Source organism: Streptomyces sp. R28 (genome assembly GCF_041052385.1).
Taxonomy (GTDB): domain Bacteria; phylum Actinomycetota; class Actinomycetes; order Streptomycetales; family Streptomycetaceae; genus Streptomyces.
In genome coordinates, this window is record NZ_CP163439.1 from 4,159,078 (window position 1) to 4,183,293 (window position 24,216).

Annotated in this window: 20 protein-coding genes; 2 read left to right on the forward strand and 18 right to left on the reverse strand. The window is 70.4% G+C overall.

Annotation, left to right across the window (positions count from 1 at the left end; translation table 11 throughout):
• Positions 1–50: 50 nt before the first annotated feature.
• From AB5J49_RS18405 to AB5J49_RS18450, 10 genes are all read right to left on the reverse strand, one after another.
• Positions 51–602, reverse strand: coding sequence for an AAA family ATPase (locus AB5J49_RS18405; RefSeq protein WP_369169715.1), 552 nt, complete (start codon positions 600–602; stop codon positions 51–53).
• Positions 603–633: 31 nt separating this feature from the next.
• Positions 634–2,943: a xanthine dehydrogenase family protein molybdopterin-binding subunit gene (locus tag AB5J49_RS18410; RefSeq protein ID WP_369169716.1), complete on the reverse strand. Its 2,310-nt coding sequence runs from the start codon at positions 2,941–2,943 to the stop codon at positions 634–636.
• The gene (locus AB5J49_RS18415; protein ID WP_369169717.1) at positions 2,940–4,610 is read right to left on the reverse strand and encodes a 2Fe-2S iron-sulfur cluster-binding protein; all 1,671 of its coding nucleotides are present in this window, start codon (positions 4,608–4,610) and stop codon (positions 2,940–2,942) included. The genes AB5J49_RS18410 and AB5J49_RS18415 overlap by 4 nt, the downstream gene beginning before the upstream one ends.
• Positions 4,607–5,500: a xanthine dehydrogenase family protein subunit M gene (locus AB5J49_RS18420; protein ID WP_369169718.1), complete on the reverse strand. Its 894-nt coding sequence runs from the start codon at positions 5,498–5,500 to the stop codon at positions 4,607–4,609. Before AB5J49_RS18420 ends, AB5J49_RS18415 begins: the two co-directional genes overlap by 4 nt.
• A gap of 225 nt (positions 5,501–5,725) precedes the next feature.
• Positions 5,726–7,351 (reverse strand): beta-N-acetylhexosaminidase, encoded by a 1,626-nt coding sequence (locus AB5J49_RS18425; RefSeq protein WP_369169719.1) that lies wholly within the window; start codon positions 7,349–7,351, stop codon positions 5,726–5,728.
• A gap of 15 nt (positions 7,352–7,366) precedes the next feature.
• Positions 7,367–8,209, reverse strand: a complete 843-nt coding sequence (locus AB5J49_RS18430) for a carbohydrate ABC transporter permease (protein WP_369169720.1) — start codon at positions 8,207–8,209, stop codon at positions 7,367–7,369.
• Between the two features lie 5 nt (positions 8,210–8,214).
• Positions 8,215–9,078, reverse strand: coding sequence for a carbohydrate ABC transporter permease (locus AB5J49_RS18435; protein ID WP_369169721.1), 864 nt, complete (start codon positions 9,076–9,078; stop codon positions 8,215–8,217).
• A 134-nt stretch (positions 9,079–9,212) separates the two neighbouring features.
• The gene (locus AB5J49_RS18440) at positions 9,213–10,508 is read right to left on the reverse strand and encodes an extracellular solute-binding protein (RefSeq protein WP_369169722.1); all 1,296 of its coding nucleotides are present in this window, start codon (positions 10,506–10,508) and stop codon (positions 9,213–9,215) included.
• 216 nt (positions 10,509–10,724) lie between these two features.
• Positions 10,725–11,018, reverse strand: a complete 294-nt coding sequence (locus tag AB5J49_RS18445) for a DUF3039 domain-containing protein (protein ID WP_369169723.1) — start codon at positions 11,016–11,018, stop codon at positions 10,725–10,727.
• Positions 11,019–11,047: 29 nt separating this feature from the next.
• The gene (locus AB5J49_RS18450; RefSeq protein WP_030054423.1) at positions 11,048–11,620 is read right to left on the reverse strand and encodes a YqgE/AlgH family protein; all 573 of its coding nucleotides are present in this window, start codon (positions 11,618–11,620) and stop codon (positions 11,048–11,050) included.
• A 252-nt stretch (positions 11,621–11,872) separates the two neighbouring features.
• Between AB5J49_RS18450 and murA the strand changes: the two genes are divergently transcribed.
• Positions 11,873–13,213, forward strand: coding sequence for a UDP-N-acetylglucosamine 1-carboxyvinyltransferase (gene murA / locus AB5J49_RS18455; RefSeq protein WP_369169724.1), 1,341 nt, complete (start codon positions 11,873–11,875; stop codon positions 13,211–13,213).
• Between the two features lie 108 nt (positions 13,214–13,321).
• Here murA and AB5J49_RS18460 read toward each other — a convergent pair whose 3' ends face one another.
• The 6 genes from AB5J49_RS18460 to AB5J49_RS18485 all read right to left on the reverse strand — a co-directional run bounded on the left by AB5J49_RS18460 (position 13,322) and on the right by AB5J49_RS18485 (position 20,421).
• On the reverse strand, positions 13,322–13,603 hold the full coding sequence (locus AB5J49_RS18460; RefSeq protein WP_007382399.1) for an HU family DNA-binding protein: 282 nt from the start codon (positions 13,601–13,603) through the stop codon (positions 13,322–13,324).
• 393 nt (positions 13,604–13,996) lie between these two features.
• Positions 13,997–15,421 carry an NAD-dependent malic enzyme gene (locus tag AB5J49_RS18465; RefSeq protein ID WP_369169725.1) on the reverse strand — a complete coding sequence of 475 codons (1,425 nt, stop codon included), beginning with the start codon at positions 15,419–15,421 and terminating at the stop codon, positions 13,997–13,999.
• Between the two features lie 362 nt (positions 15,422–15,783).
• Positions 15,784–18,096 (reverse strand): UvrD-helicase domain-containing protein, encoded by a 2,313-nt coding sequence (locus tag AB5J49_RS18470; protein WP_369169726.1) that lies wholly within the window; start codon positions 18,094–18,096, stop codon positions 15,784–15,786.
• Between the two features lie 60 nt (positions 18,097–18,156).
• On the reverse strand, positions 18,157–18,984 hold the full coding sequence (locus tag AB5J49_RS18475; RefSeq protein ID WP_369169727.1) for an anti-sigma factor: 828 nt from the start codon (positions 18,982–18,984) through the stop codon (positions 18,157–18,159).
• On the reverse strand, positions 18,984–19,505 hold the full coding sequence (locus AB5J49_RS18480) for a sigma-70 family RNA polymerase sigma factor (protein WP_010039908.1): 522 nt from the start codon (positions 19,503–19,505) through the stop codon (positions 18,984–18,986). Before AB5J49_RS18480 ends, AB5J49_RS18475 begins: the two co-directional genes overlap by 1 nt.
• A 319-nt stretch (positions 19,506–19,824) precedes the next feature.
• The gene (locus tag AB5J49_RS18485) at positions 19,825–20,421 is read right to left on the reverse strand and encodes an ABATE domain-containing protein (RefSeq protein WP_369169728.1); all 597 of its coding nucleotides are present in this window, start codon (positions 20,419–20,421) and stop codon (positions 19,825–19,827) included.
• Positions 20,422–20,658: 237 nt separating this feature from the next.
• Here AB5J49_RS18485 and AB5J49_RS18490 point away from each other — a divergent pair, with 237 nt between their 5' ends.
• Positions 20,659–21,204, forward strand: a complete 546-nt coding sequence (locus AB5J49_RS18490) for a DUF1772 domain-containing protein (RefSeq protein WP_369169729.1) — start codon at positions 20,659–20,661, stop codon at positions 21,202–21,204.
• Between the two features lie 152 nt (positions 21,205–21,356).
• Here AB5J49_RS18490 and AB5J49_RS18495 read toward each other — a convergent pair whose 3' ends face one another.
• Together AB5J49_RS18495 and AB5J49_RS18500 are read right to left on the reverse strand one after the other, a co-directional pair.
• Positions 21,357–22,508, reverse strand: coding sequence for a uroporphyrinogen-III synthase (locus AB5J49_RS18495; protein WP_369169730.1), 1,152 nt, complete (start codon positions 22,506–22,508; stop codon positions 21,357–21,359).
• 165 nt (positions 22,509–22,673) lie between these two features.
• Positions 22,674–24,056, reverse strand: a complete 1,383-nt coding sequence (locus AB5J49_RS18500; protein ID WP_369169731.1) for a nitrate/nitrite transporter — start codon at positions 24,054–24,056, stop codon at positions 22,674–22,676.
• Positions 24,057–24,216 lie beyond the last annotated feature (160 nt).

Consider the following 24,216-nt stretch of genomic DNA (forward strand, 5'->3'; position numbering starts at 1 on the left):
CGCCCCCGGCCCAGCACGACCACTGACAGCGCTTCACCCCCCGTAGACGCTCAGCCCACCCTCGCGCGTTCCCTTTCCGTCAGAATCGCCTCCACGGTCTCCCCCACGGTCAACTCCGACGAATCCACCCACAACCCGATCCGCGGCGTCCGCGCCCGCAGCGCCCCGTCCAACTCTTCGACCGTCCAAGCCCCGTGGCCCGTCCCGTACCCGGTCTTCGCCCGCCCGGCCTCCCGCGCCGCCACGGCCGCGGCGTTCGGCGCGAGGACGACCACGTACAGCGGACGCGTGCGCACCAGCCGTACGTACGCCGCCAAGTCGGCACCCAGCACCACGTCCTGCACCACCGCCGTGAACCCGGCCTCCGCATACGCGTCCGCCGTCGCCGCCGACAGCCGGTATCGCAGCCGGAGTTGAGCCTCGCCCTCGCCGCCTTGGGCTTCCTCGTCTCCGGGCTCGTACTCCACCCGCCCCGAGACGATCATCCGCCGGAACACGTCACCCCGGACGTGCGCAGCCCTCGGGAGCCGCTCCGCCAGTGCCTGCGCGACCGTCGACTTCCCGGCCGCCATCACGCCGGTGACCAGGACGACCCCGTCCATCAGCCCGACGGGCAGGACAGCCGGGTCGCGCTCACTGGCCGGTCACCACCGCCGCCTGCGGTCGGATCGGCAGGCGGTTCACCGGGCGGCCCGTCGCGGCCCGTACGGCCGAGGCGATGGCCGCCGGCGAGGTCACCACCGGCACCGCGCTCACCGCCTTCGCGCCGAAGGGCGCGACCACGTCGCGTTCCTCGACCAGCTTCACGATCCGGATGTCCGGTGCGTCCAGGGCCGTCGGCAGCGCGTAGCCCGTGAGGTCGGGGTGACGGATCAGGCCGCGGGCCGAGCGCAGGTTCTCCGTGAGCGCTATGCCCACGCCCTGCGTCACGCCCGCCTCGATGCGCGCCTCCAGCTGGGCCGGGTTCAGCACCTGGCCGACGTCCTGGGCGAGCGCCAGCTCGACGACCCGTACCGAGCCCAGTTCGATGTCGACGTCCACCACCGCGCGGATCGCGCAGAAGGCCATGCCGACGAAGGCGTCGCCCTGGCCGGACTCGTTCAGCGGCTCGGTCGGGTGCGGGCGGCACTGGGCCGTCGCCCACAGTTCCTTGCCGTCCATCGCCTCGGTGACGGTGGTCGACAGGACGCCGTCGTACGACGTGATCTTGCCGTCGGTGATCTGGAGCAGCTCGGTGGACATGCCGAACTTGTGCGCCAGGGGCTGCAGCAGCTGCGTGCGGACCATCTTCGCCGCCCGCTCCACCGCGCCGCCCGACACCCAGGTGTGGCGGCCGCGGCAGCCCGCGCCCGCCGGGGGCTGGTCGGTGTCGACGGGAGCCACGTGCACCTCGTCGATGCCGAGCGTCTCCTGGACGATCTGCCGGGCCAGTGTCGTGAAGCCCTGACCCGTCTCGACCGCCGCGCACAGCACGGTCGCGACGCCGTCGTGGACCTTCACCGTCGCCGTGGAGACCTCGTCCGCGCCCTCGGCGCCGAGCATGTGCACCATGCCCAGGCCGTAGCCGACGCCGCGGCGCACGGCGCCCGGTTCGCCCGCGCCCTCGGGGCCGCCGGGCAGCAGCCACTCGTCCTCGGGCGTGTCCTTGGGGAGGGCGGGCAGCGGGTAGTCCCGTACGGCCTGGAGAAGTTCCGCGACCGGGGCCGGGCAGGTCACCGTCTGGCCCGTGGGGAGCACGTCGCCCGTCGCCATCACGTTGCGCAGGCGCAGCTCCGCCGGATCCAGGCCGAGCTTCTTGGCCAGCTTGTCCATCTGCGCCTCGTACGCGGCGCACACCTGCATGGCGCCCTCACCGCGCACATGGCCGGAGGGCGGGTTGTTGGTGCGTACGGCCCAGCCCTCGATGAAGGCGTTCGGGACGACGTACGGGCCGCAGGCGAAGGCGACCGCGGCCGCCAGGGCCTCGGAGGAGGTGTCGGCGTACGCGCCCGCGTCCAGCAGGATCTGCGCCTCGACCTTCACCAACCTGCCCTCGGCGTCGGCGTGGTGGCGGTACCGCAGCAGGGTCGGGTGCCGGTGCGTGTGGCCGAGGAAGGACTCCTCGCGCGTGGCCGTGAGTTTGACGGGGCAGCCCGTCTTCAGCGCCAGCAGGCCCAGCGGGAGCTGGAAGCCCTGGTCCTCACGGTCGGCGGTGGCGCCGGGGACGCCGGTGACGACGACCTTCACGCGCTCGGGCTCCAGGCCGTAGCAGGCGGCGGCCCGGTCGCGGTCGGTGTGCGGGTCGGTGGAGGCCAGGTAGAGCTCCACGCCGCCGTCGGGGCGCGGAACCGCGAGGCCCGCCTCGGCGCCGATGGGGGCCGGGTCCTGGCGGCCGATGCGGTACAGGCCCTCCACGACGATGTCGCCGGCCGCGTCCGGGTCGCCGTGGCGCAGCGGGATGTGGCGGATCAGGTTGCCGTCGGGGTGCAGCGGCTCGGCCTCGAAGGCCTGCTCGGGGTCAGTCACCGGGTCGAGCACTTCGTACTCGACGATGACGGCCGCGGCGGCCAGGCGCGCGGTGTCCGGGTGGTCGGCGGCGACGGCGGCGATGGGCTCGCCGTGGTGGCGTACGACCTCGGAGGCGAAGACCGGACGATCGGCCTTGCCGCGGCCGAACAGCGGGCTGCCCGGCATGTCCTCGTGCGTGACGACGGCCCGTACGCCGGGCATCTCGCGCGCGTGGGAGGTGTCGATGGACGTGATGCGCGCGTGCGGGTGCGGCGAGCGCAGGACGGCCGCCCACAGCAGGCCCTCGGCCCACAGGTCGGCCGCGTACGGGAAGGTGCCCTCGGTCTTGGCACGGGCGTCGGCGGCCGGCAGGGAGGCGCCGAGGCCGTGCGGGATCGGGTCGGGGGCAGGTGCTGCCTCCGCGGCTGTGGTCGCGGTGGCGGCTTCGTTGCTCACGCCTGGCCTCCGTCCTGTCCGTACGCCTGGTCATGCGGTCCCGGTCCCATGGCACCGGGCGCCTCGAACAACGACGGGTGGACCCCGCCGGCCCCGGGGCCCGCCTGGTGAGGGATACGCGGCTCGTTGCCGTCCTGTTCGTCGTCGGCCGCCGCGTGTGCCTCGCGTTCGGCGACGACCTCCTTGACGGCGTCCACCACGCCCCGGTAGCCGGAGCAGCGGCACAGGTTGCCGCACAGGGCCTGGCGGGTCTCCAGCTCGGTCGGGGCGGGGTTGCCCTCCAGCAGGTCGTGCAGGGTCATCGCCATGCCCGGCACGCAGAAGCCGCACTGCACGGCGCCGCACCGGGCGAGCGCCCGCTGCACGTCCGACGGCTGCCCGTCCTGGGCGAGCCCCTCGACCGTGCGGACCTCGGCGCCCGCGGCGGTCACGGCGGGCACCAGGCAGGACGCGACGAGCCGCCCGTCGACCTGGACGTTGCACGCCCCGCACTCGCCCTGCGAACAGCCGTCCTTGGCGCCCGCGAGCCCGAGCCGCTCGCGCAGCACGTAGAGCAGCGATTCGCCGATCCAGGCGTCCGAGACGGGCCGCTCGACGCCGTTGACCCGCAGGACGTAGGAGGCGAGGGGGTGTTCCTCGCCGGGGAGCGCCGGTACGTCGTCGGAGGCGGCGGCCTGCGCGGGGCCCTCGGCGGCCTCCGGGTCGGGGTCGCCGCCCTCGGCCGCCCCGGGCTCGGCGGAAGTCTCCGCGGGGCCCTCGGCGGCCTCTGGGGCGCCCTGGGCGTCCGCGGCGGCCTCGCCGGGCTCAGGAGCGCCCTGTGAGGCCTCCGAGGCGGTCTCGGCCGGCGGCTCGGACGCGAGCGCGGACGGCTCCCCGGAAGCGTGCGCGGCGGAACCGGGCTCCACGCGCGCGTGCGGGTCCGGTCCGGGCCGCTCACCGGGCCGGTCGGTGGTGTGTACGGCGTGCTGGTCGCCGGCGTGCGCCCCGGGCTGTCCCGGCTGCCCGGGCGCGTGCCCGGCTTCCGTCAGCTCCCCGGTCGCGGGTGCGGCTCCCACCGCCTCGTCGGTCGGCGCCGCGGCCTCGGCCTGCTGCGCCCACGGCTGCCCGGTCGCCTGGGTCGCCCAGGGTGCGGGCGCGCCGCCCGGCAGTGTGGCCGGAGGGGTTCCGCCCCACTGCTCGACGAGCGACGACGTGGTGAACTCGCCCGATTCATCCGGAAGATCACCGTCGGCGACGGGAATCGACCACTGCCCGGTGACGTCCTGACCAGGTGCGGGAACAGCCTCCTGGCCTGCCGCGGTCTCCGAGAAGTTCCACTGCTGGGTGGCCCCGGGGTTGTACGCGAACTGGCCGGTGCCCGCGTCCTGCGGGACGGCGTTCGGGTCGGGCCACTGGGCGCCCTCGACGGGCGCGCCCGCGACCGGCCAGCCGCCGTGCGCGGCGGGGTCGGTGCCCGCGGCCGGTCCCTGCCCGACCGTTATCTGCGGCGGCACATACCCGTGGCCGGGCGCGGCGAGCGGGCTGTCGGAGGAGGCCAGGAGGGCGTCGATGCCCCCTTCGGGGAGCTTGACGAAGGCGGTGGCGCCGTCGTCGTAGTCGCCCTGGGGCAGCGGGTCCCACCGGCTCCCGCCCCGGGGCGTGCCCTCTCCGTGCTGGTCGTCGGTCATGACAGTGCCCTCCCCAGTGCTCGTCGGGCCAGCGCGGCGACGGTGCGCCGCAGGTGCAGTACGGCGGGCGGATGCTGGGTCACGGAGCCGTCCTCGGCCGGGGCCGGGTCGGGGATGCAGGCCGCGGAGACGTACTCGCCGAAGGCGTGCAGCGCCTCGGGGACGATCGCGCGGTTGTTGTCCCAGTCGATCAGCTGGGCGACCCAGTGCTCGGCCTCCAGCGGCCTGAGCGCCATCGGCGCTATGGCGCCCACGGCGCACCTGACTCCGCGCCGGGCGGGGTCGAGGACGACCGCGACGGACGCCATCGCGCGCCCCGGGCCGGTGCGGCCGGTGGCCTTGAGGAAGACCTGCGGCGCGTGCAGCAGCGGCACGCGCACGTAGCCGATCAGTTCGCCGGCGCGCAGCATCTCCATGCCCGCCAGCAGGTGCGACACCGGGATCTCCCGACGGGCTCCGCCCTGGCCCGCGATGATCAGGGTCGCTTCGAGGGCGGCGAGGACCGGCAGCGCGTCACCGGTGGGCGACGCCGAGGCGATGTTGCCGCCGAGCGTGCCCGCATTGCGGATCTGCGGCGGACCGGCGGCGCGCGCGGCGGCCGCGAGCGCCGGGATCAGCGCGGCGAAGTCGGGGCGGCCCATACGCGCGTGCGTGAGTCCGGCACCCAGCAGAGCGTGGCCGTCCTGGTACTGCCAGCCACGGATCTCGCTGATCCGGCCGAGGCCGACCAGTGCGGCGGGCCTGAGCTGCCCGGAGTTGACGGCGGCCATGAGGTCGGTGCCGCCCGCGACGGGCACGGCGGCGGGCGTGGCGGCGAGTGCTGCCACGGCCTCGTCCAGCGTCGTGGGCAGCGTGACGGCCTGCGCCGCCTTCGGTGTGTGCGTGGTCAAACCGGCTGCCCCTTCCCGCTGCCCCACCTGGTCCCACCTGTGCTGCCGTACCGTACGTGCTGACAGGGCGGACGTGGCAACTCTGGCACATCTTCGCAGGACCCGAAGACAGGGGTCCGCTAGGAGGCATTCGCCCACCTCATCAGGGAGATGGTCCGTTTTCGTCCGGCATCACCGGTGCGTGCCGATTGACACTCTTCGGTGACACCTTGCCGGTTTTTTCCATTACCTGTTCGGGGGCGGGCCGTCGATCGGGCGGCCCAGCACACCGGGGCGCCGCTGCCACGGCCGCGGTCCCGTCGGCGGACGGTAGGCGACCCCCAGGGCGTCAAGTCGTCCGTAGTGGACGGCCATCCGCCGCTCGAAGTCGGCGAAGTCCCGCTCCGCCGGGGCCGGCAGGCGGCTCCAGGCCACCTCGGCGAAGGCGGCGAGGCGCGGGAACGCCTGGTAGTCCACGCGTGCCTGGTCCTCCATCACCTCGGTCCACACGTTGGCCTGCGTCCCGAGGACGTGCGAGACCTCGTCCGGCGTCAACTCCGCGGGAACGGGCTCGAACCGGTAGACGTCCTCCAGGGTGCGCACGTACCCGATCGGCACCGGCTCGTCGGCGCCCGCGTCCTGACGGTGGTCCAGATACACCTGCTGCTCAGGGCACATGACGACGTCGTGGCCCGCGCGGGCCGCCGCGATGCCGCCCGCGTACCCGCGCCAGGAGGACACCGCCGCGCCCGGGGCGAGACCGCCCTCCAGGATCTCGTCCCAGCCGATCAGCCGGCGTCCGCGCGCGGCGAGCCAGGTGTCGAAGTGGCCGATGAACCAGGCCTGGAGCTCGTCCTCGTCCTTCAGCCCGAGTTCCCTGATGCGCTCCTGTGCGGCGGGCGACTGCCGCCACTGGTCCTTGAGGCATTCGTCACCCCCGACATGAATGAACTCCGAGGGGAACAGCTCCAGGACTTCCTCGAACACCTCCTCGTAGAAGCGCAGGGTGTTGTCAGTGGGGGCGAGTACGTTCGGACTGATCCCCCAGGTGTCCCAGACGGAGAGTGCGGAGCCCCCCTCAATGGATGCGGTGATGACGTCGGTGTTGCCGAGTTCCGGGTACGCGGCGATCGCGGCCTGCGAGTGGCCGGGTACGTCGATTTCGGGGACGACGGTGATATGCCGCTCGGCGGCGTAGGCGACGATCTCGCGGATGTCGTCCTGCGTGTAGAAGCCACCGTGCGGCTTCTCGTCCCACAGCGGGGAGGCCCGATGGCCGAATTTCGTGCGCGCCCGCCAGGAGCCGACCTCGGTGAGCCGGGGGTACTTCTTGATCTCGATGCGCCAGCCCTGGTCGTCCGTCAGATGGAAGTGGAAGACGTTGAGTTTGTGGGCGGCCATGAGGTCCAGGTAGCGCAGGACGCCGTCCTTGGGCATGAAGTGCCGGGCCACGTCGAGCATGAGGCCGCGCCAGCGGAATCGGGGGGAGTCCCGGATCTCCGTCAGAGGCAGCCGCCACGTACGGCCGGGAAGGGGGGCGCGCCGGAAGGCGTCGGGGCCGAGAAGCTGGCGCAGCGTCTGGGCGCCCCAGAAGACACCGGCGGGCGAGCCGCCATGGATGTGGACGCCGTGGGGGGCGGCGACGAGGCGGTAGGCCTCGGCGTCGAGGCCGGGCCGGACGGACAGATGGAGGACGTCGTACTCGCCCCCCTCCTTGGGCGGCAGCGCGAGCCCGGTCGCCGCGCCGAGTGTCGCGCGCAGCCATCGCGCGGTGTCCTCGGTGCCCGGCCCGGCCTCGATCCCGAAGCCGTCGCCGAGTTCGAAGAAGCCCTCGGCCCGCTGCGTCCGGTGAGGTACCGGAATGAGATCCATGAATGATCAGACCTTTCAGTCCTTGACGGCGCCGCCGAGCCCGGACACCAGGCGCCGCTGCACGAGTACGAAGAAGATCAGCACCGGAATCGTCATCACCGTCGACGCCGCCATCACTCCGCCCCAGTCCGGCTCGTCCGGCTTGTAGAAGACGAGCAGGGCCATCGGCAGGGTCGACTGCGAGGTGTCGCTGATGATGAAGGACTTGGCGAACAGGAAGTCGTTCCAGGCCGAGATGAAGGAAAACACGCTCGTGGCCACGAGCCCCGGGAAGACCAGCGGGAAAAGGATCTGCCACAGGAATCTCGACCGGCTCGCCCCGTCGATGTGGGCGGCCTCCTCCAGGGCCTCGGGAACCGCCTTCACAAACCCCCGCAGCATCCAGATCGCGAACGGCAGTGAGAAGGCGATGTGCGGCAGGATCAGCGAGCCGAGCGTGTTCAGCTGTCCGAAGTCCCGCATGAGGAAGAACAGCGGGATCGTCAGGGCCTCCACCGGCACCATCTGGGCCACCAGAAACATGATCAGCAAGGTGGTCCGGAAGCGGAAGCGGAATCGTGTCACCGCGGTCGCGGCGAGAAACGCGATCAACGCCGAGACGATCACGACCGTGCATGCGACGACAAGACTGTTGAGGAAGTAACGGCCGAATTCGTTCTGCTCGAAGACCCGCCGGAAGGAATCCAGGGAAGGCGCCGCCGTCCAGGGCCGGGGCTCGCTGGACTCGATCTCCCCGGCCGGCTTGAAGGCGCTGAGCACCATCCAGTACAGCGGAAAGGCCACCACCACGGCGATCAGCAGCGCGGACACCTCCGCGAGCAGCCGCCAGGGACGCCGTACGAAGCTCACGGACCTCACGGACCTCACAGTTCCTCCCCCTGCCTGCGCAGCAACCGCAGATACACCAGCGTCACCGCCAGCAGGATCAGCAGCATCACCACACCGATCGCCGAGCCCAGGCTGTACTGCGAGGACGCGAACGCCTTTTGGTAGGCGTACACGTTCAGCACGAGGTTCTGGCCGGCGATGCCGCCGCCGTTCGTCATGACGTAGATCTGTGTGAAGACCTTGAAGTCCCAGATCACCGACTGGATGGTGACGACCACCAGGATCGGCCGCAGCATCGGCGTCAGCACCGACCGCCAGATCCGCCACTGCGAGGCACCGTCCAGCGCGGCGGCCTCCAGTACCTCCGCCGGTACGGCACGGATGCCGGCGTACACCGTCACCATCACGAACGGGAAGGAGCACCACACCACTTCGAGCAGGACCAGGAAGAAGGCGCTGAAGCGCCCGTACGTCCACGAGTGGTCGCCGAGCCCCAGCATCCGGTTCACCGGCCCGAAGTCCGGGTCGAACAGGAACAGCCACACCGTCGAGCCGGTGATGGCGGGCGTCGCCCACGCCCCCATCGCGGCCAGCATCAGCGCGAGGCGCGGGACGGCACGCACGCGTGTGAGCAGCACGGCGAGAGCGCAGCCGACGGCGAGGGTCGACACGACGCACGCCCCCGCGAAGACGACCGTCGCCAGCAGCACCTGCCAGAACTGGTCGTCGCCGAAGAGCTCCGCGTAGTTCCCCAAGCCCTGGAAGGTGGTGGGTTCCCCGCCGCTGACCTGCGCCTGCGTGTACTGGAAGAACGAGATCAGCCCGAGCTGGTAGACGGGGTAGACGAGCAGGCCGGCGAGGACGACGAGAGCGGGGGCGAGGTAGAGCCAGGGTGTCATCCGACTCCGCGCACCCAGCCGCCCCTCGGGGCGCGGGGCTGTGTGGGATGTGCGGCTACCGCCGCGCGGGCGCGACCGGCCACGAACTACCGGCAGCCGCACCCGATCCGCACCCCCCGAGCGGGTGGGCGCCGTCATCCGGCGGAGCCGAACGCCTCGTCCATCTTCTTCGCGGCGTCCTCAGAAGCCGCCGTCACGTCCTTCTTGCCGCTGATGACCTCCTGGAACATGGTCGGCAGCACCAGCGAGGAGTCGATCTGTGCCCACGCGGGCGAGGCCGGAACGAACTTGGTGCCCGCGGACAGGGTCTGCGCGAACGGCTTGACGTACGGCTCCTCCGCCGCGACCTGCTGCCTCACGTCGGAGAAGGTCGGCAGGAAGCCCATCGCCTCGAACATGGACGCCTGGGTCTTCTTGGACGTCAGCTGCTCCATCAGCTCGACCGCCAGCGTGCGGTGCGAGGTGCTCTTCAGTACGCCGATGTTGTTGCCCCCCGCGAACGCCGGGGCGATGGAGCCCGCCTCGACCCCCGGCAGCGGCACCACCGCGTACTTGCCCTTCACCTTCCCGGCCTCCACGGCGGTGTGGCTGAAGTCGCCGCCGATCGCCATGCCCGCCTTGCCGGCCGCGAACGCGGTGACCGTGTCGTTGCCGCCCATGCCCGCGCACTTGGCGGCGGGACAGTTGTCGTCGGTGAAGAGCGAGGTGTAGGCCTTGATGCCCTTCTGGGCGGCCGCACTGTCGATCGCCGAGGCGTACGAGCCGCCCTTGCCGGCCGCGATCTCACCGCCGTTGGCCCAGACGAACGGCATCGCGCCGTACGTGTACGCCCCGCCGACCACGAGCCCGTACAGCTCCGGCTTCGCGGCGCGGATCTTGCGGGCCGTCGTCGCCAACTCGGCCATGGTCCCGGGTACTTCGAGGCCGAGTTCCTTGAAGACGTCCGTGCGGTAGTACAGGGCGCGGACGCCGACGTAGAAGGGCGCGCCGTAGATCTTGCCGTCCACGGTGACGGACTGCTCGGCGGTGGGGTCGGTGTCCTTGGTCTCGCTCCAGTCGCCGAACTCCTCGGTGACGTCGAGGAGTCCGCCGTCCTTCACATAGCCGGCGGTGTCGGTGTTGCCGTACTCCATCACGTCGGGGGCGGAGTCCGGGTCGTTGAAGGCGGCCTTGACGCGCTGGGCGCGGGTCTCGATCGGGATGTACTCGACGTCGACCTCGGTGCCCTCGTGGGCCTTCTCGAAGGCGGTGACGACGGAGTCGACCACCTTCTCCTTCGGCTTGTTGCCGACTTCCTGGAAGAGCCAGACCCGCAGGGTGCCGGTCTTCTCGTCCTTGCGGGAGGAGGAGTTGGTGGAGGTCTGGGGTGCGCAGGCGGCGGCGACCAGGGCGGCGGCCGCCAGCGCGGTGAGTCGGACGGACAGCTTCATGGAGTGCTCCTCCGATGGGGCGTTGCAACATGCGCAATGACGGTTTCGCTGTGCACAACACTCGGAGGCTAGGGACTTCATGAACACGCCCACAAGAGGTCTCAACCACTCTGTGACCGGCGAACGCACTCCCTGCAACGCCGGGGCAGCACAAAGGCCCCCAGGGCGCGCAAAACGCACCTTGGAGGCCTTACGTCTGCCGGACCGTGGGACGGCTTACTTGTCGCCCTTGCCGCCCTTGCCCTTGTCGTCGCCGCCGCCGGCGCCCATGGACTCGTAGATCTCCTTGCACATGGGACACACCGGGTACTTCTTCGGGTCGCGGCCGGGCACCCAGACCTTGCCGCAGAGCGCCACGACGGGGGTCCCGTCGAGGGCGCTCGCCATGATCTTGTCCTTCTGGACGTAGTGGGCGAAGCGCTCGTGGTCGCCGTCGCCGTGGGACACCTGTGGCGTCGGCTCTACGAGGGTTCCCGTACCAGTCCCGCGCTCGGGCTCGAGAGTGCTCATACCGCCAAGAGTACTGAAGCTCACAGGCATCAGTTGAGCGAAGGGTCGTCGGGGTACGTGGCCACCATCGCGAGCTCGTTGCGCTGACGGCGCAGGACCTCGCGCCAGAGTCTTTCCGGCGACGGCGAGGAGACGTCTCCCGGCTCGGACTCGACGACGTACCAGGCGCCCTCCACCAGCTCGTCCTCCAGCTGGCCGGGGCCCCAACCCGCGTACCCGGCGAAGATTCTCAGGCTGCCGACGGCCGAGGCGAGCAGTTCCGGCGGCGCTTCCAGGTCCACCAGCCCGATCGCGCCGTGCACCCGGCGCCAGCCCAGCGGGGCGCTCTCACCGTTCGCGTCGCCGGGGATGACGGCGACGCCGAGCGCCGAGTCCAGGGACACCGGGCCACCCTGGAAGACGACGCCGGGTTCGCCTGCGAGGTCCGCCCAGCCCTCCAGGATGTCGCCCACGTCCACGGGGGTCGGACGGTTGAGGACGACACCGAGGGAGCCCTCCTCGTCGTGGTCGAGAAGGAGCACCACCGCGCGGTCGAAGTTCGGGTCCGCCAGGGCGGGCGTTGCCACGAGCAGCCGTCCTGTGAGCGAGGACACCTCGGTCATGCCAGACATGATCCCGCATCTTCCCCTCGCTTGGGGAGGCAATCACGGTTCGGGAGTGAATGCAGCTCAGGGCGGAAAGGAGCGCCCCGGGCGCACGGCCGTGATGGTGACCGCTTGTGCCCGACGGGGAACGGTTCGTGTTGTGACACAGCTATGACGATCCTGAGCCCTCCTTGGGCTTACTGAAGGGGGGTCGGCGGCGATTACCCTTTCCCTTCTGGCCCCTGCCCAACTCATCGGAACGCGAGATACATGACCGTCAACGACGATGTCCTGCTTGTCCACGGCGGAACCCCGCTGGAGGGCGAGATCCGTGTCCGCGGTGCGAAGAACCTCGTACCGAAGGCGATGGTCGCCGCTCTGCTGGGAGGCGAGCCGAGTCGACTGCGCAACGTGCCGGACATCCGTGACGTGCGCGTCGTACGCGGTCTCCTGCAGCTGCACGGCGTGACGGTCCGCCCGGGTGAGGAACCGGGCGAGCTGGTGATGGACCCCTCGCACGTGGAGAGCGCGAACGTCGCCGACATCGATGCCCACGCGGGTTCCAGCCGTATCCCGATCCTCTTCTGCGGCCCGCTGCTGCACCGCCTCGGGCACGCGTTCATCCCCGGCCTCGGCGGCTGCGACATCGGCGGCCGGCCCATCGACTTCCACTTCGAGGTGCTGCGGCAGTTCGGCGCGCGCATCGAGAAGCGGGAGGACGGGCAGTACCTGGAGGCTCCGCAGCGGCTGCGCGGCACGAAGATCCAGCTGCCGTACCCGTCCGTCGGCGCGACCGAGCAGGTGCTGCTGACGGCCGTCCTCGCCGAAGGCGTCACCGAGCTCTCGAACGCGGCCGTGGAGCCGGAGATCGAGGACCTCATCTGCGTCCTGCAGAAGATGGGCGCCATCATCGCGATGGACACCGACCGCACGATCCGCATCACCGGTGTGGACAAGCTCGGCGGCTACAACCACAAGGCCCTGCCGGACCGCCTGGAGGCCGCCTCGTGGGCGTCCGCGGCGCTGGCGACCGAAGGCAACATCTACGTCCGTGGCGCCCAGCAGCGCTCGATGATGACGTTCCTCAACACCTACCGGAAGGTGGGCGGTGCCTTCGAGATCGACGACGAGGGCATCCGTTTCTGGCACCCCGGCGGCCAGTTGAAGTCCATCGCCCTCGAAACGGACGTGCACCCCGGCTTCCAGACGGACTGGCAGCAGCCGCTGGTCGTGGCCCTCACGCAGGCGACAGGCCTCTCCATCATCCACGAGACGGTCTACGAGTCCCGCCTCGGCTTCACCTCCGCCCTGAACCAGATGGGCGCTCACATCCAGCTCTACCGCGAGTGCCTGGGCGGCTCCGACTGCCGCTTCGGCCAGCGCAACTTCCTGCACTCCGCGGTCGTCTCGGGCCCCACCAAGCTCCAGGGCGCCGACCTGGTCATCCCTGACCTCCGCGGCGGCTTCTCGTACCTCATCGCGGCCCTGGCGGCCCAGGGCACGTCCCGGGTCCACGGCATCGACCTGATCAACCGCGGCTACGAGAACTTCATGGAGAAGCTCGTGGAGCTGGGCGCGAAGGTGGAGTTGCCGGGCAAGGCGCTCGGCTAGACGCCACGACCCGGTCGTAGACACGACGATGGGGCGGCCCCCGGTCAAAGGGGCCGCCCCATTGGCGTTACTGAGCCTCGTACGTCGTTTCGAGACGCACCGGCAGGCTTACTTGCCCTTGGCGGCTTCCTTGAGCTTGCTGCCCGCGGAAACCTTGACGCTGTAGCCGGCCGGGATCTGGATCGGGTCGCCGGTCTGCGGGTTGCGCGCGGTGCGAGCGGCACGGTGGGTGCGCTCGAAGGTCAGGAAGCCGGGGATGGTGACCTTCTCGTCGCCCTTGGCGACGATCTCGCCGACGGTCTCGGCGAACGCGGCCAGAACGGCGTCGGCGTCCTTGCGGGTCACCTCGGCGCGGTCGGCCAGCGCGGCCACCAGCTCACTGCGGTTCATGTCGTTACTCCCGTGTTCTTCTTGCTGTTGAGGCGTGCCACGCGGCGGAGCCGCATAGTGGGCACAGCGAAGCCGATGCTGCCAGGGGCCTCGGACACTCCCCGGACCCGGGTCCGTCGTCAGACCCTCGCGCCCAGGGACGCATCCTGCCCCTACCTGCGGCGGGAAAGCCAATCCGGCACCCGGAGGAGTCGTGAGAACACCCTTGGGAGTCACACGAAGAGAGGGCCTGAGCTTTCGCGTCACGATAAACGGCCGCTGGAGGCCCTTGGTTCCACGACGCGCCGTCACAAGGGCTTGCCGTGGCGATCCTCACAGCCGCCACACACTTTCGGGCCGCAGCGGGGTCCGGGGGCAGCAGCCCCCGCCGACGCCCGCCCCGAGGCCGGGTGACTACTCGACCGACGCCACGGCGCTGACGGACTTGGCCGCTTCCCGCACCGCGCCGGCCACCGCTCCCGCGACCTTGTCGTTGAAGACGCTCGGGATGATGTAGTTCGGGTTCAGCTCGTCCTCGGTCACCACATCGGCCAGTGCCTTCGCGGCCGCGAGCATCATCTCGGTGTTGACGGTGCGGGACTGCGCGTCCAGCAAACCGCGGAAGACGCCCGGGAAGACCAGCACGTTGTTGATCTGGTTCGGGAAGTCGGAGCGGCCCGTGGCCACAACTGCGGCCGTCTGACGGGCGATTGCCGGATCCACCTCGGGATCCGGGTTCGCGAGCGCGAACACGATCGCGTCGTCGGCCATGGCGGCCACGTCGTCGCCGTCCAGGACGTTCGGGGCCGAGACGCCGATGAAGACGTCCGCGCCGCGCACGGCCTCCTTCAGCGTGCCGGTCAGGCCCTCGGGGTTGGTGTTGTCGGCGATCCAGCGCAGCGCCGAGCCGGGGGCGGCGTCGACGAGGTCCTCGCGGCCGGCGTGCACGACGCCGTGGATGTCGGCGACGACCGCGTTCTTCACGCCCGCGGCGATCAGCAGCTTGAGGATGGCCGTACCGGCCGCGCCGGCGCCGGACATGACGACGCGGATGTTCTCAATTGCCTTGCCCGCGACGCGAAGTGCGTTGGTCAGGGCGGCCAGGACGACGATCGCCGTGCCGTGCTGGTCGTCGTGGAAGACGGGGATGTCGAGAGCCTCACGCAGGCGCGCCTCGATCTCGAAGCAGCGCGGGGCGGAGATGTCCTCGAGGTTGATGCCGGCGAACCCGGGGGCGATCGCCTTGACGATCTCGACGATCGCGTCGGTGTCCTGGGTGTCCAGGCAGATCGGCCAGGCGTCGATACCGGCGAACCGCTTGAAGAGGGCCGCCTTGCCCTCCATGACCGGCAGCGCGGCCTTGGGGCCGATGTTGCCGAGGCCCAGCACCGCCGAACCGTCCGTCACAACCGCAACGGAGTTGCGCTTGATGGTGAGGCGGCGGGCGTCCTCGGGGTTCTCGGCGATCGCCATGCAGACGCGGGCCACGCCCGGGGTGTAGATCATCGAGAGGTCGTCGCGGTTGCGGATGGGGTGCTTGGACGCCATCTCGATCTTGCCGCCGAGGTGCATCAGGAACGTACGGTCGGAGACCTTGCCGAGCGTGACGCCCTCGATGCCGCGCAGCTGCTCGACGATCTCGTCGGCGTGCGCCGTGGAGGTGGCCGCGATGGTGACGTCGATACGGAGCTTCTCGTGGCCGGAGGCGGTCACGTCGAGGCCGGTCACCGAGCCTCCGTGGGACTCGACGGCCCCGGTGAGCTGCGAGACCGCGGTTCCGCTCGCGGGCACCTCCAGCCGGACCGTCATCGAGTAGGAGACGCTGGGCGCCGTTGCCATGGCCGACTTCCTCTGCTTTCACCGTGTGACGCTGGATGCCGTCCGATCGTCGCACCTACCGCCGAGTAGGAGTTAGCCGGGCTTGAATTGCGAACGTATTGTTCGCCACGTCTTTCCATAAAAAGAGACCCACGTCACAACGCGACGTGGGTCTCTCCAACGTTCATGACACCGGCCCGCCATGCTCGCCTCGCGGCAAGTGGTCGCTCGTAGCGACGAAGGTTGGGCCCGGGGGCTTGGATCGAGCCGGTGCCACACCCAGGCTAACAAACGGATGCCGTAAGGCCATTCCCGCACCGCGGATTACTCGGGCCAGGTAGCCGCAGATCCAAAACGGCCCCCGGGAGGACGCGGCATCCGGATCAGTCTCTGAGCAGGTCCGGCACCCCGGTCGCATCCGGCTCGTCCCGCTCCCCCGACACCACCGTCAGCTGCTGGGTGGCCCGGGTGAGGGCGACGTACAGCACGCGCAGGCCGGCCGGGGACTCGTCGGCGATCTCCGCCGGGGAGACGACGACCGTCGCGTCGTACTCCAGCCCCTTCGCCTCCAGGCTGCCGAGCGCCACAACCCGGTCGCCGAGCCCGGCGAGCCACTTGGCCGCCTCCTCGCGCCGCTGCATGGCGACGACGACGCCGACCGTGCCGTCGACGCGGTCGAGCAGCCGGGCGGCCTCCTCGCGGACGGTGTGCGCGAGTGAGTCCCCTACGACAGCTCCGGGTCCTTTGTTCGTTGTCACGAACCGTGGCTCGACACCGGTGGAGCGGACGGCCGACGGCGAGGTCGAGCCCGGCATGGCCAGGGCCAGCACCTTCGCCGCCAGCTCGGCGATCTCGGCGGGGTTGCGGTAGTTCACGGTGAGCTGGAAGCGGCGGCGCGGGCGGGAGCCCAACGCCTCGTCGCGGGCCTGGGCCGCCTCGTCGACGTCGGACCAGGAGGACTGGGCCGGGTCGCCGACGATCGTCCAGGTGGCGTGCCGGCCGCGGCGGCCGAGCATGCGCCACTGCATCGGCGTGACGTCCTGCGCCTCGTCGACGATGACGTGGGCGTACTCGGTGCGCTCGGCCGCCAGCCGCTCGGCGCGCTCGCGCTGCGACTCCTCGCGGACCGGCATCAGCTCTTCGAGGCCGGTGAGCTGGTCGAGCGGGTCCAGCTCGCGCTTCTTCCTGGGGCGGGCCGGGGTGCCGAGGATCGCCTGGAGTTCGTCGAGCATGGCGATGTCGTGCACCGAGTGGCCGTCCCGCTTCAGCGAGCGGGCCACCTTGCGCACCTCGCCCGGGTTGAGGATCCGGCGGGCGAAGCGGCCGAGCCGCCGCTCGTCGGCCATCACCTCCAGCACGGCCTTCGGGGTCAGTTCCGGCCACCATGCGTCGAGGAAGGCGATGAAGCTGTCCTCCGAGGTGACGTCCTCGTCGAAGGAGGAGCGCAGCTCGGCGGCGAGCTCCGGATCGGAGTGGCGGGTGGCGCCGCCCGACTGCGCCCACAGGGCGTCGAGCAGCAGCTTGCGGGCGCGCGGGCGCAGCAGGTTCACGGGCGCCGTACCGCCGAGGACGTTGTGGCGGATCCGTCCCAGCTCAGCCGCTTCCAGTTCGAGCCGGCGGCCGAAGGCGACGACCCTGAGCCGGGCCGGCGAATCGTTCAGCTCCAGGGCCCCACGGGCGGCCTTCCGCAGCACCTTGAGCATGCGGTACGAGCCCTTGGCGCGGGCCGTGGACGGGGAGTCGTACAGCGTGGCCTCGGCGCCGTCGACGAGCGAGCCGATCGCGCGGATGGCGACCTGGCCCTCCTCGCCCAGCGACGGGAGCACGCCCTCGGTGTACGCCACCAGCAGCGGGGTCGGCGAGACGATCAGGATGCCGCCCGCGTACCGGCGCCGGTCCTGGTAGAGGAGATAGGCGGCCCTGTGCAGGGCTACGGCCGTCTTTCCCGTCCCCGGCCCGCCCTCGACGTACGTCACCGAGGCTGCGGGGGCGCGGATGACCAGGTCCTGCTCGGCCTGGATGGACGCCACGATGTCCCGCATGGTGTGGCTGCGGGCCTGGCCGAGGGCGGCCATGAGGGCGCCGTCGCCGATGACGGGCAGCTCGTGGCCGTCGAGGAAGGCCTTGAGCTCGGGACGCATGAGGTCGTCCTCGACGCTCAGCACCCGGCGCCCCTTGGAGCGGATGACCCGGCGCCGTACGACCCGCCCCGGATCCACCGGAGTGGAGCGGTAGAAGGGCGCCGCGGCCGGGGCCCGCCAGTCGATGACCAGCGGGGCGTAGTCCTGGTCGAGCACGCCGATGCGGCCGATGTGCAGGGTCTCGGCGATGTCGGCGGTGTTGTCGTCCCGCACGGCGCCCTCGGCGGGCTCGACGGCGGTGTAGGCGCCGTCGGGTCCCTTCTTGCCGTCCTTGCCGGGCAGCAGGTCGATACGGCCGAAGAGGAAGTCCTCGAACTCGTTGTTGAGCCGATTGAGGTGGACCCCCGCCCGGAAGACCTGTGCGTCGCGCTCGGCGAGCGCGCCTGGGGTGCCGACCTGGCCGCGCTTGGCCGCGTCGTTCATGAGGAACTCTGCCTCGTGGATCTTCTCCTCGAGCCGCTGGTACACCCGGTCCAGGTGTTCCTGTTCGACGCCGATCTCTCGGTCTCTCAGGGAGTCTTCGAGCGCGGTTTCCTGCTGAGCCTGAACGGCCACCGGGCCCCCTTCTGACGTGCTGGGCAGCCGTCAACCGTACGCGAAGGGGACCCGTAAAAGCTACGCGTCGACCTCGACCAGCTTCTTTCCGTCGAAATCCATGACCTCGATGTGATCGACGTCATCGGGGGCCATGGAGACTCCGCCGCTGACGTAGAGAGGGTTCCTGGCCTGCTCGGTCTTGGCGTCCGGGATGCCGTAGCCCCACTTCGGGACGGACCAGGAGGCCGCCGTCTCGCGCTCGCCGTCCTTGCTGACGAAGATCAGGGAACATTTGAGCGGACCCTTGACGCCACCGAGCTCGAGGGCCGTCTCGGTGCCCCACGCCTTCTCCTGCAGGGCGACGGTCGCGGTGACCTTGCTCGCCTGGTCGGTGCCCGTGACCTTGTTCTCGATGCTGTTGAACAGGTCCCTGGCGGGGTTCGCCGCAAGGGTCTGGCTGGTGCCGCCGCCCTCCGAGTCGCCGCCGGTCGTCGCGATCGCGGCGAACGGACCGGCGACGATCAGCGCGGCCGCCGCGGCCACCATGTAGAAACTGCGCCGGCGCTTCTGGGCACGTCGCTCGGCGACCTCGTCGACGAGCTTGTTCACCAGACGCGGGCTGGGCTTCGCGGACAGGGAGTCGCCGATCGCGGGCGTACCGGCACCGGGCAGATCCGCGAGCGCGGCCAGCATCGGCTCCATTCCGGCGAGCTCGTCCAGCTGCTGGGCGCACCATTCGCAGGTCGCGAGGTGGGCTTCGAAAGCGGTTGCCTCGGCGTCGTCGAGAATCCCGAGGGCGTAGGCACCGACGGTCTCGTGCTCGCTCGGAACCGGATGTCCCTGCATGGGTCCAGACATACCCGAACCGCCCATCCCGAATCCCTGGTTTCCCCCGTAAACACTCATCACGCCGTCACCCCCCGCTCCTCCAGAGCCAGCTTCATCGACCGCAGGGCATAGAAGACCCGTGAGCGAACGGTGCCACTGGGTATGCCCAGCGTCTCGGCCGCCTCGTTGACGGTACGCCCCTTGAAGTACGTCTCCACGAGGACCTCCCGGTGGGCGGGGGTCAGGTCGTCGAGTGCGTCCGACAGCGTCATCAGCCACAGCGCCTTGTCGATCTCGTCCTCCGCGGGGATGACCTCCAGCGGCGACGGATCGACCTCCTGCGGCCGGGCCTGCCGGCTGCGGTGGCCGTCGATGACGATGCGCCGGGCGACCGTCACCAGCCAGGGGCGTACCGATCCGGTCGCTCGATTGAGCTGTCCGGCGTTCTTCCAGGCACGGATGAGCGTCTCCTGCACAACGTCCTCTGCTCGTTGCCGATCACCGGCGACCAGTCGAAGGACATACGCAAGGAGGGGTCCGGCGTGCTCTCTGTACAGCGCACGCATCAGCTCCTCATCTGGTTCCGAGGGCTGGGACATGCGATGTCGGGCCCTCGATCCACGTTCATTGGCCACGACGGAATCCTTGCGCACGCCCACCTCCGATGTCCGGGGGTTCCCCCAGTCGGTCGCTCGACTACCCGTACGGAAGGCGCCCGTTGAGTGTTCAAAGTGAGGCGACAGTTTTCTTCGGAGTGACGTGACGAGCAGGACATGACAGCACATTCCCACCGTGCGATCTTTACATTTCCCCCACAACGGCAAGATCGAGTCGCGGCTTCCCTACGGGTGCGTAGGTAAACGGCATGTAATCGAAATCACTTCGACAGTCGTTCCACAGAAGCCGCATAACGGACCGTCAGGCGCGGGCGAGGGCCGCGCGGCGACGGTGCCGGGCGACCCTTTCGCGGTTCCCGCAGACCTCACTGGAGCACCAGCGCCTCCTGCGCCCCCGGGACGAATCGAGATAAACGATCGGACAGTTGTCGCCCTCGCACTCCCTCAGCCCGGCCCGCGCGACCGGATCGGTGAGCAGTTCCACGGCGTCCCGCGCGAGGGCGCCGAGCAGCGCGGCGCACTCGGGCGGATGATCCAACTTCCTCACGAGGCTGCCGTCTTCATCCCGTACGGCACGGGGAGCCGGGGGCGCGGCGCAGGCGAGGTCGTTCACGCGGGCGAGCGCGACGTCGTACGACGGCCAGGGCTCGGGGGCGAGTCCTCCGCGCACCAACTGTCCGATACGTCCGCGCAGTTCGCGGAACTCGACGAGCCAGGAGCCGTCGGCGTGGGCCAGCGTGGTGCCCGGCGGGACGAGCCCGGCGCCGATGATCCAGGCGCACAACACCTCGACGGAGTCGAACCGTTCCTCGGGGTGTGTGGTCGCGAGGAGATCCAGACAGGTCCGCCCGGCGTCGAACCGCAGCTCGTACGCGTCCGTGACCGTACCCAGTGCCATGTGCCTGTCACCGCCTAGGGGTCACCCCGGTCATCAGGGGTCGGTGAGGTGCCGTGAGAGGGCTGGGGGAAGAGCTGGGAGAAGCGTTCCCTCCAACAGTGCCTGCCCGGTGGCGGCGCCGGAACCCCTCGTACCGGGGGTTGGCTGGACGAACGCTTATGGAGCTGCGCGTGACGGCCATGTTCGGGGTGCGCGCGGGTCCGTTGACTGGAGAACATGACAAGGAACAGCACAGTCGTGGGAACCGTACTGGGCGCGGCCACGGTCGCGATGGGCCTGATCGCCGGGGCCTTCTACGTCTTCGCGTGCGCGGTGATGCCGGGGTTGGCGCGGAGCGATGACCGGGTGTACGTCGAGGTCATGCGCGACGTCAACGACGTGATCCAGAACCCGGTGTTCTTCCTGAGCTTCGTCGGGGCGCTCGTGCTGGCGGGGGTGTCGGCGTGGCAGCTGCGCGGGGCGCCGTACCGGTGGTGGGTGTGGGCGGCGGTGGCGGCGTACGGGCTGGCCTTCGTGGTCACCGTCGGGTTCAACATCCCGCTGAACGACGGCCTTGCGGGCGGCGGGGATCCAGCCGCCCTGCGGGAGGAGTTCGAGGATCCGTGGGTGGCGTGGAATGGGGTGCGGGCGGGGTTGTCGACGGTGGCGTTGGGGTGCTTGGGGCGGGCGTTGGTGCTGTACGGCCGGATGCAGCGGGTGGCTGACCGGATGCAGCGGCCGGCTGATCAGCACCGGTCGGCTCATTCCAGCCCGTCCGGGGGCGCCCCCTCCGGGGGAGTTTGAGCAGGAGACCGTTCAGGCCGACGGGGTCCAGGGGGCGGGGCTGGGCCCAGGGGGCGGGGCTGGAGCCCCCTGGGGGAGTCAAAGGGGCGGAGTCAAAGGGGCGGAGCAGCCTCTGGGCATGGGACGCATAAGGACGGCGGGGGCGAGAAAGCTCACACGTCCGCGTACTTCGTGTCCGCCGCCGGATCCAGCGCCAGCCGATACCCCCGCTTCACCACCGTCTGGATCAGCTTCGGCGCCCCGAGAGCCGTCCGCAGCCGGGCCATCGCCGTCTCCACCGCGTGCTCGTCCCGCCCCGCACCCGGCAGCGCGCGCAGCAGCTCCGCGCGCGGCACCACCCAGCCCGGCCGGCGGGACAGGGCCCGCAGCAGGGACATGCCCGCGGGCGGCACGGGGCGCAGTGCGCCGTCGACCAGGACCGCGTGCCCGCGGATCTCCACCCGGTGCCCGGCGACCGGCAGCGACCGGGCCCGGCCGGGCAGCTCCTGGCACAGGAGCTGGACCAGCGGACCGAGCCTGAACCGCTCGGGCTGGACCGTGTCGACGCCGAGGGCCTGCAGGGGCAGCGCGGTGACCGGGCCGACGCAGGCGGGGAGGACGTCGTGGTTGAGGGCGGCGAGCACTTCGGGAAGCAGCCCGCGCTCCTCGGCCCGCGACAGCAGGGACGCCGCGGCCGGGGCGCTGGTGAAAGTGAGGGCGTCCAGGCCGCGGGAGACCGTCGCGTCCAGCAGGCGGTCGACCGGGCCGATGTCCTCCGGCGGCAGCCACCTGTACACGGGGACCCCGAGCACCTCCGCTCCGGCGGCGCGCAACGACTCCACGAACCCGGGCAGTGGCTCCCCGTGCAGCTGGATGGCGACCCGGCGCCCGTCGACGCCCTCCTCCAGCAGCCGGTCCAGTACCTCGGCCATGGACTCGCTGGACGGCGACCACTCCTCCGTCAGCCCGGCGGCCCGGACCGCGCCCTTGACCTTCGGCCCGCGCGCGAGGATCTCGACCTCGCGCAGCCGTTCCAGCAGGTCCTCGCCCAGCCCCCATCCGTCGGCGGCCTCGATCCAGCCCCGGAAGCCGATCGCGGTCGTGGCGACCACGATGTCCGGCGTCCGCTGGATGATCTCCTTGGTGGCGGCGAGCAGCTCGCTGTCGTCGGCCAGCGGCACGATACGCAGGGCAGGGGCGTGCAGCACGGCGGCGCCGCGCCGCTGGAGCAAGGCTCCGAGCTCGTCGGCGCGGCGCGCGGCGGTCACGCCCACGGTGAACCCCGCGAGGGGCCCATGGTCGGATTGCTGCTGTTCGTCGTACATAACTCTCGTCCCGCACTCGAGTTGTGGTGCCTGCGCCAGGTGGTTCCACCGGGGTCGGCCGGGAGCGGCTCCTGATCGCACCCTTGGTGGGTACACCTGCATGCCGATCGAGCCTGTCAACGGTGCGTGACAGGCTCGGTTCGGCTTCATGTCAGCGGTGTTACGTCACACCTCCGCGTAGCTGAGCTGCGGCTTTGCCTCCGAGGTCGCTGTGGCGTGCGTCTCCGAGGCGGCCGGGCGGCGAAGGTATACGGCCCAGGTGACCACGAAGCAGGCTCCGTAGAAGGCGAGGAAGGCGACGAAGGCGCCGGTGCCGGAGCCCACGGTGAGGAAGGACTGGCGGAAGGCGAGGTTGATGCCGAGGCCGCCGAGCGCGCCCACCGCGCCGATGAGTCCCATGGAGGCACCGGAGAGCCGGCGGCCATAGGCGGCGGCGTCCTCACCGGTGAGCCCCTTGGCGAGGGCCTTGTTGTGGAAGATGCCGGGGATCATCTTGAACGTCGAGCCATTGCCGAGCCCGCTCAGCACGAACAGGGCGATGAACGCGGTGGTGAACAGCGGCAGCGACTTCTGCATCGAGGCCACGATGATGACCGCGGTCGCGGCGGCCATGGCGACGTAGTTCCACAGCGTGATCTTCGCACCGCCGTACCGGTCGGCGAGCCAGCCGCCCACAGGGCGGATCAGGGAGCCGAGCAGCGGGCCGATGAAGGTGACGTAGGCGGACTGGAGCGGCGTCCGGCCGAACTGGGTCTGCAGGACGAGACCGAAGGCGAAGCTGTATCCGATGAAGGAGCCGAAGGTGCCGATGTAGAGGAAGGACATGATCCAGGTGTGGGCCTGCTTCACAGCGTCCTTGGCGGCACCGGTGTCGTTCTTCACCGACGAGATGCTGTCCATCTTGAGCCACGCGAGGACGGCGGCGATCACGATGAACGGGATGTAGATACCGAGCAGCAGGCGCGGGCCGCCGCTGGCACCGATGACCGCGAGACCGACGAGCTGCACGACCGGCACGCCGATGTTGCCGCCCCCGGCGTTCAGACCGAGCGCCCACCCCTTCTTGCGCAGGGGGAAGAAGGCGTTGATGTTGGTCATGCTGGAGGCGAAGTTCCCGCCACCGACACCGGCCAGCATCGCGCACAGCACGAACGTGGTGAACGAGGTCCCCGGCTCCATCACGACGAACGCGGCGACCGTCGGCAGGAGCAGCATGCTCGCCGAGATGACCGTCCACATCCGGCCACCGAAGATGGCGACGGCGAAGGTGTACGGCACGCGGACGATGGCGCCGACCAGGGTGGCCATCGAGACGATGGTGAACTTGTCGGCGGGGGTGAGCCCGTACTCCGGCCCCATGAAGAGCACCATCACGGACCACAGGGTCCAGATCGAGAACCCGATGTGCTCGGAGAGAACCGAGAAGAAGAGGTTCCGCTTGGCGACCTTTTCCCCGGTCTCGTTCCAGAAAGTCTCGTCCTCGGGGTCCCAGTGATCGATCCAGCGGCCTCCCCTGCTCGCGGCGGGGGCTGTGCTAGGGGCTGTCATGACGCCTCCACGGTACTTCGGGGCTCGGTCTCGCTATGAGTGGCTGACCCCGAAGGTAGGGAGGGCTCGTTTCCGCGCTGTGGCACCGAGTGACCGGAAGGGAACTTTGCTCTCACCCGGCGGGGAGGGCGGATGAGAGGTTGTGTCGGTCGTCCCTATA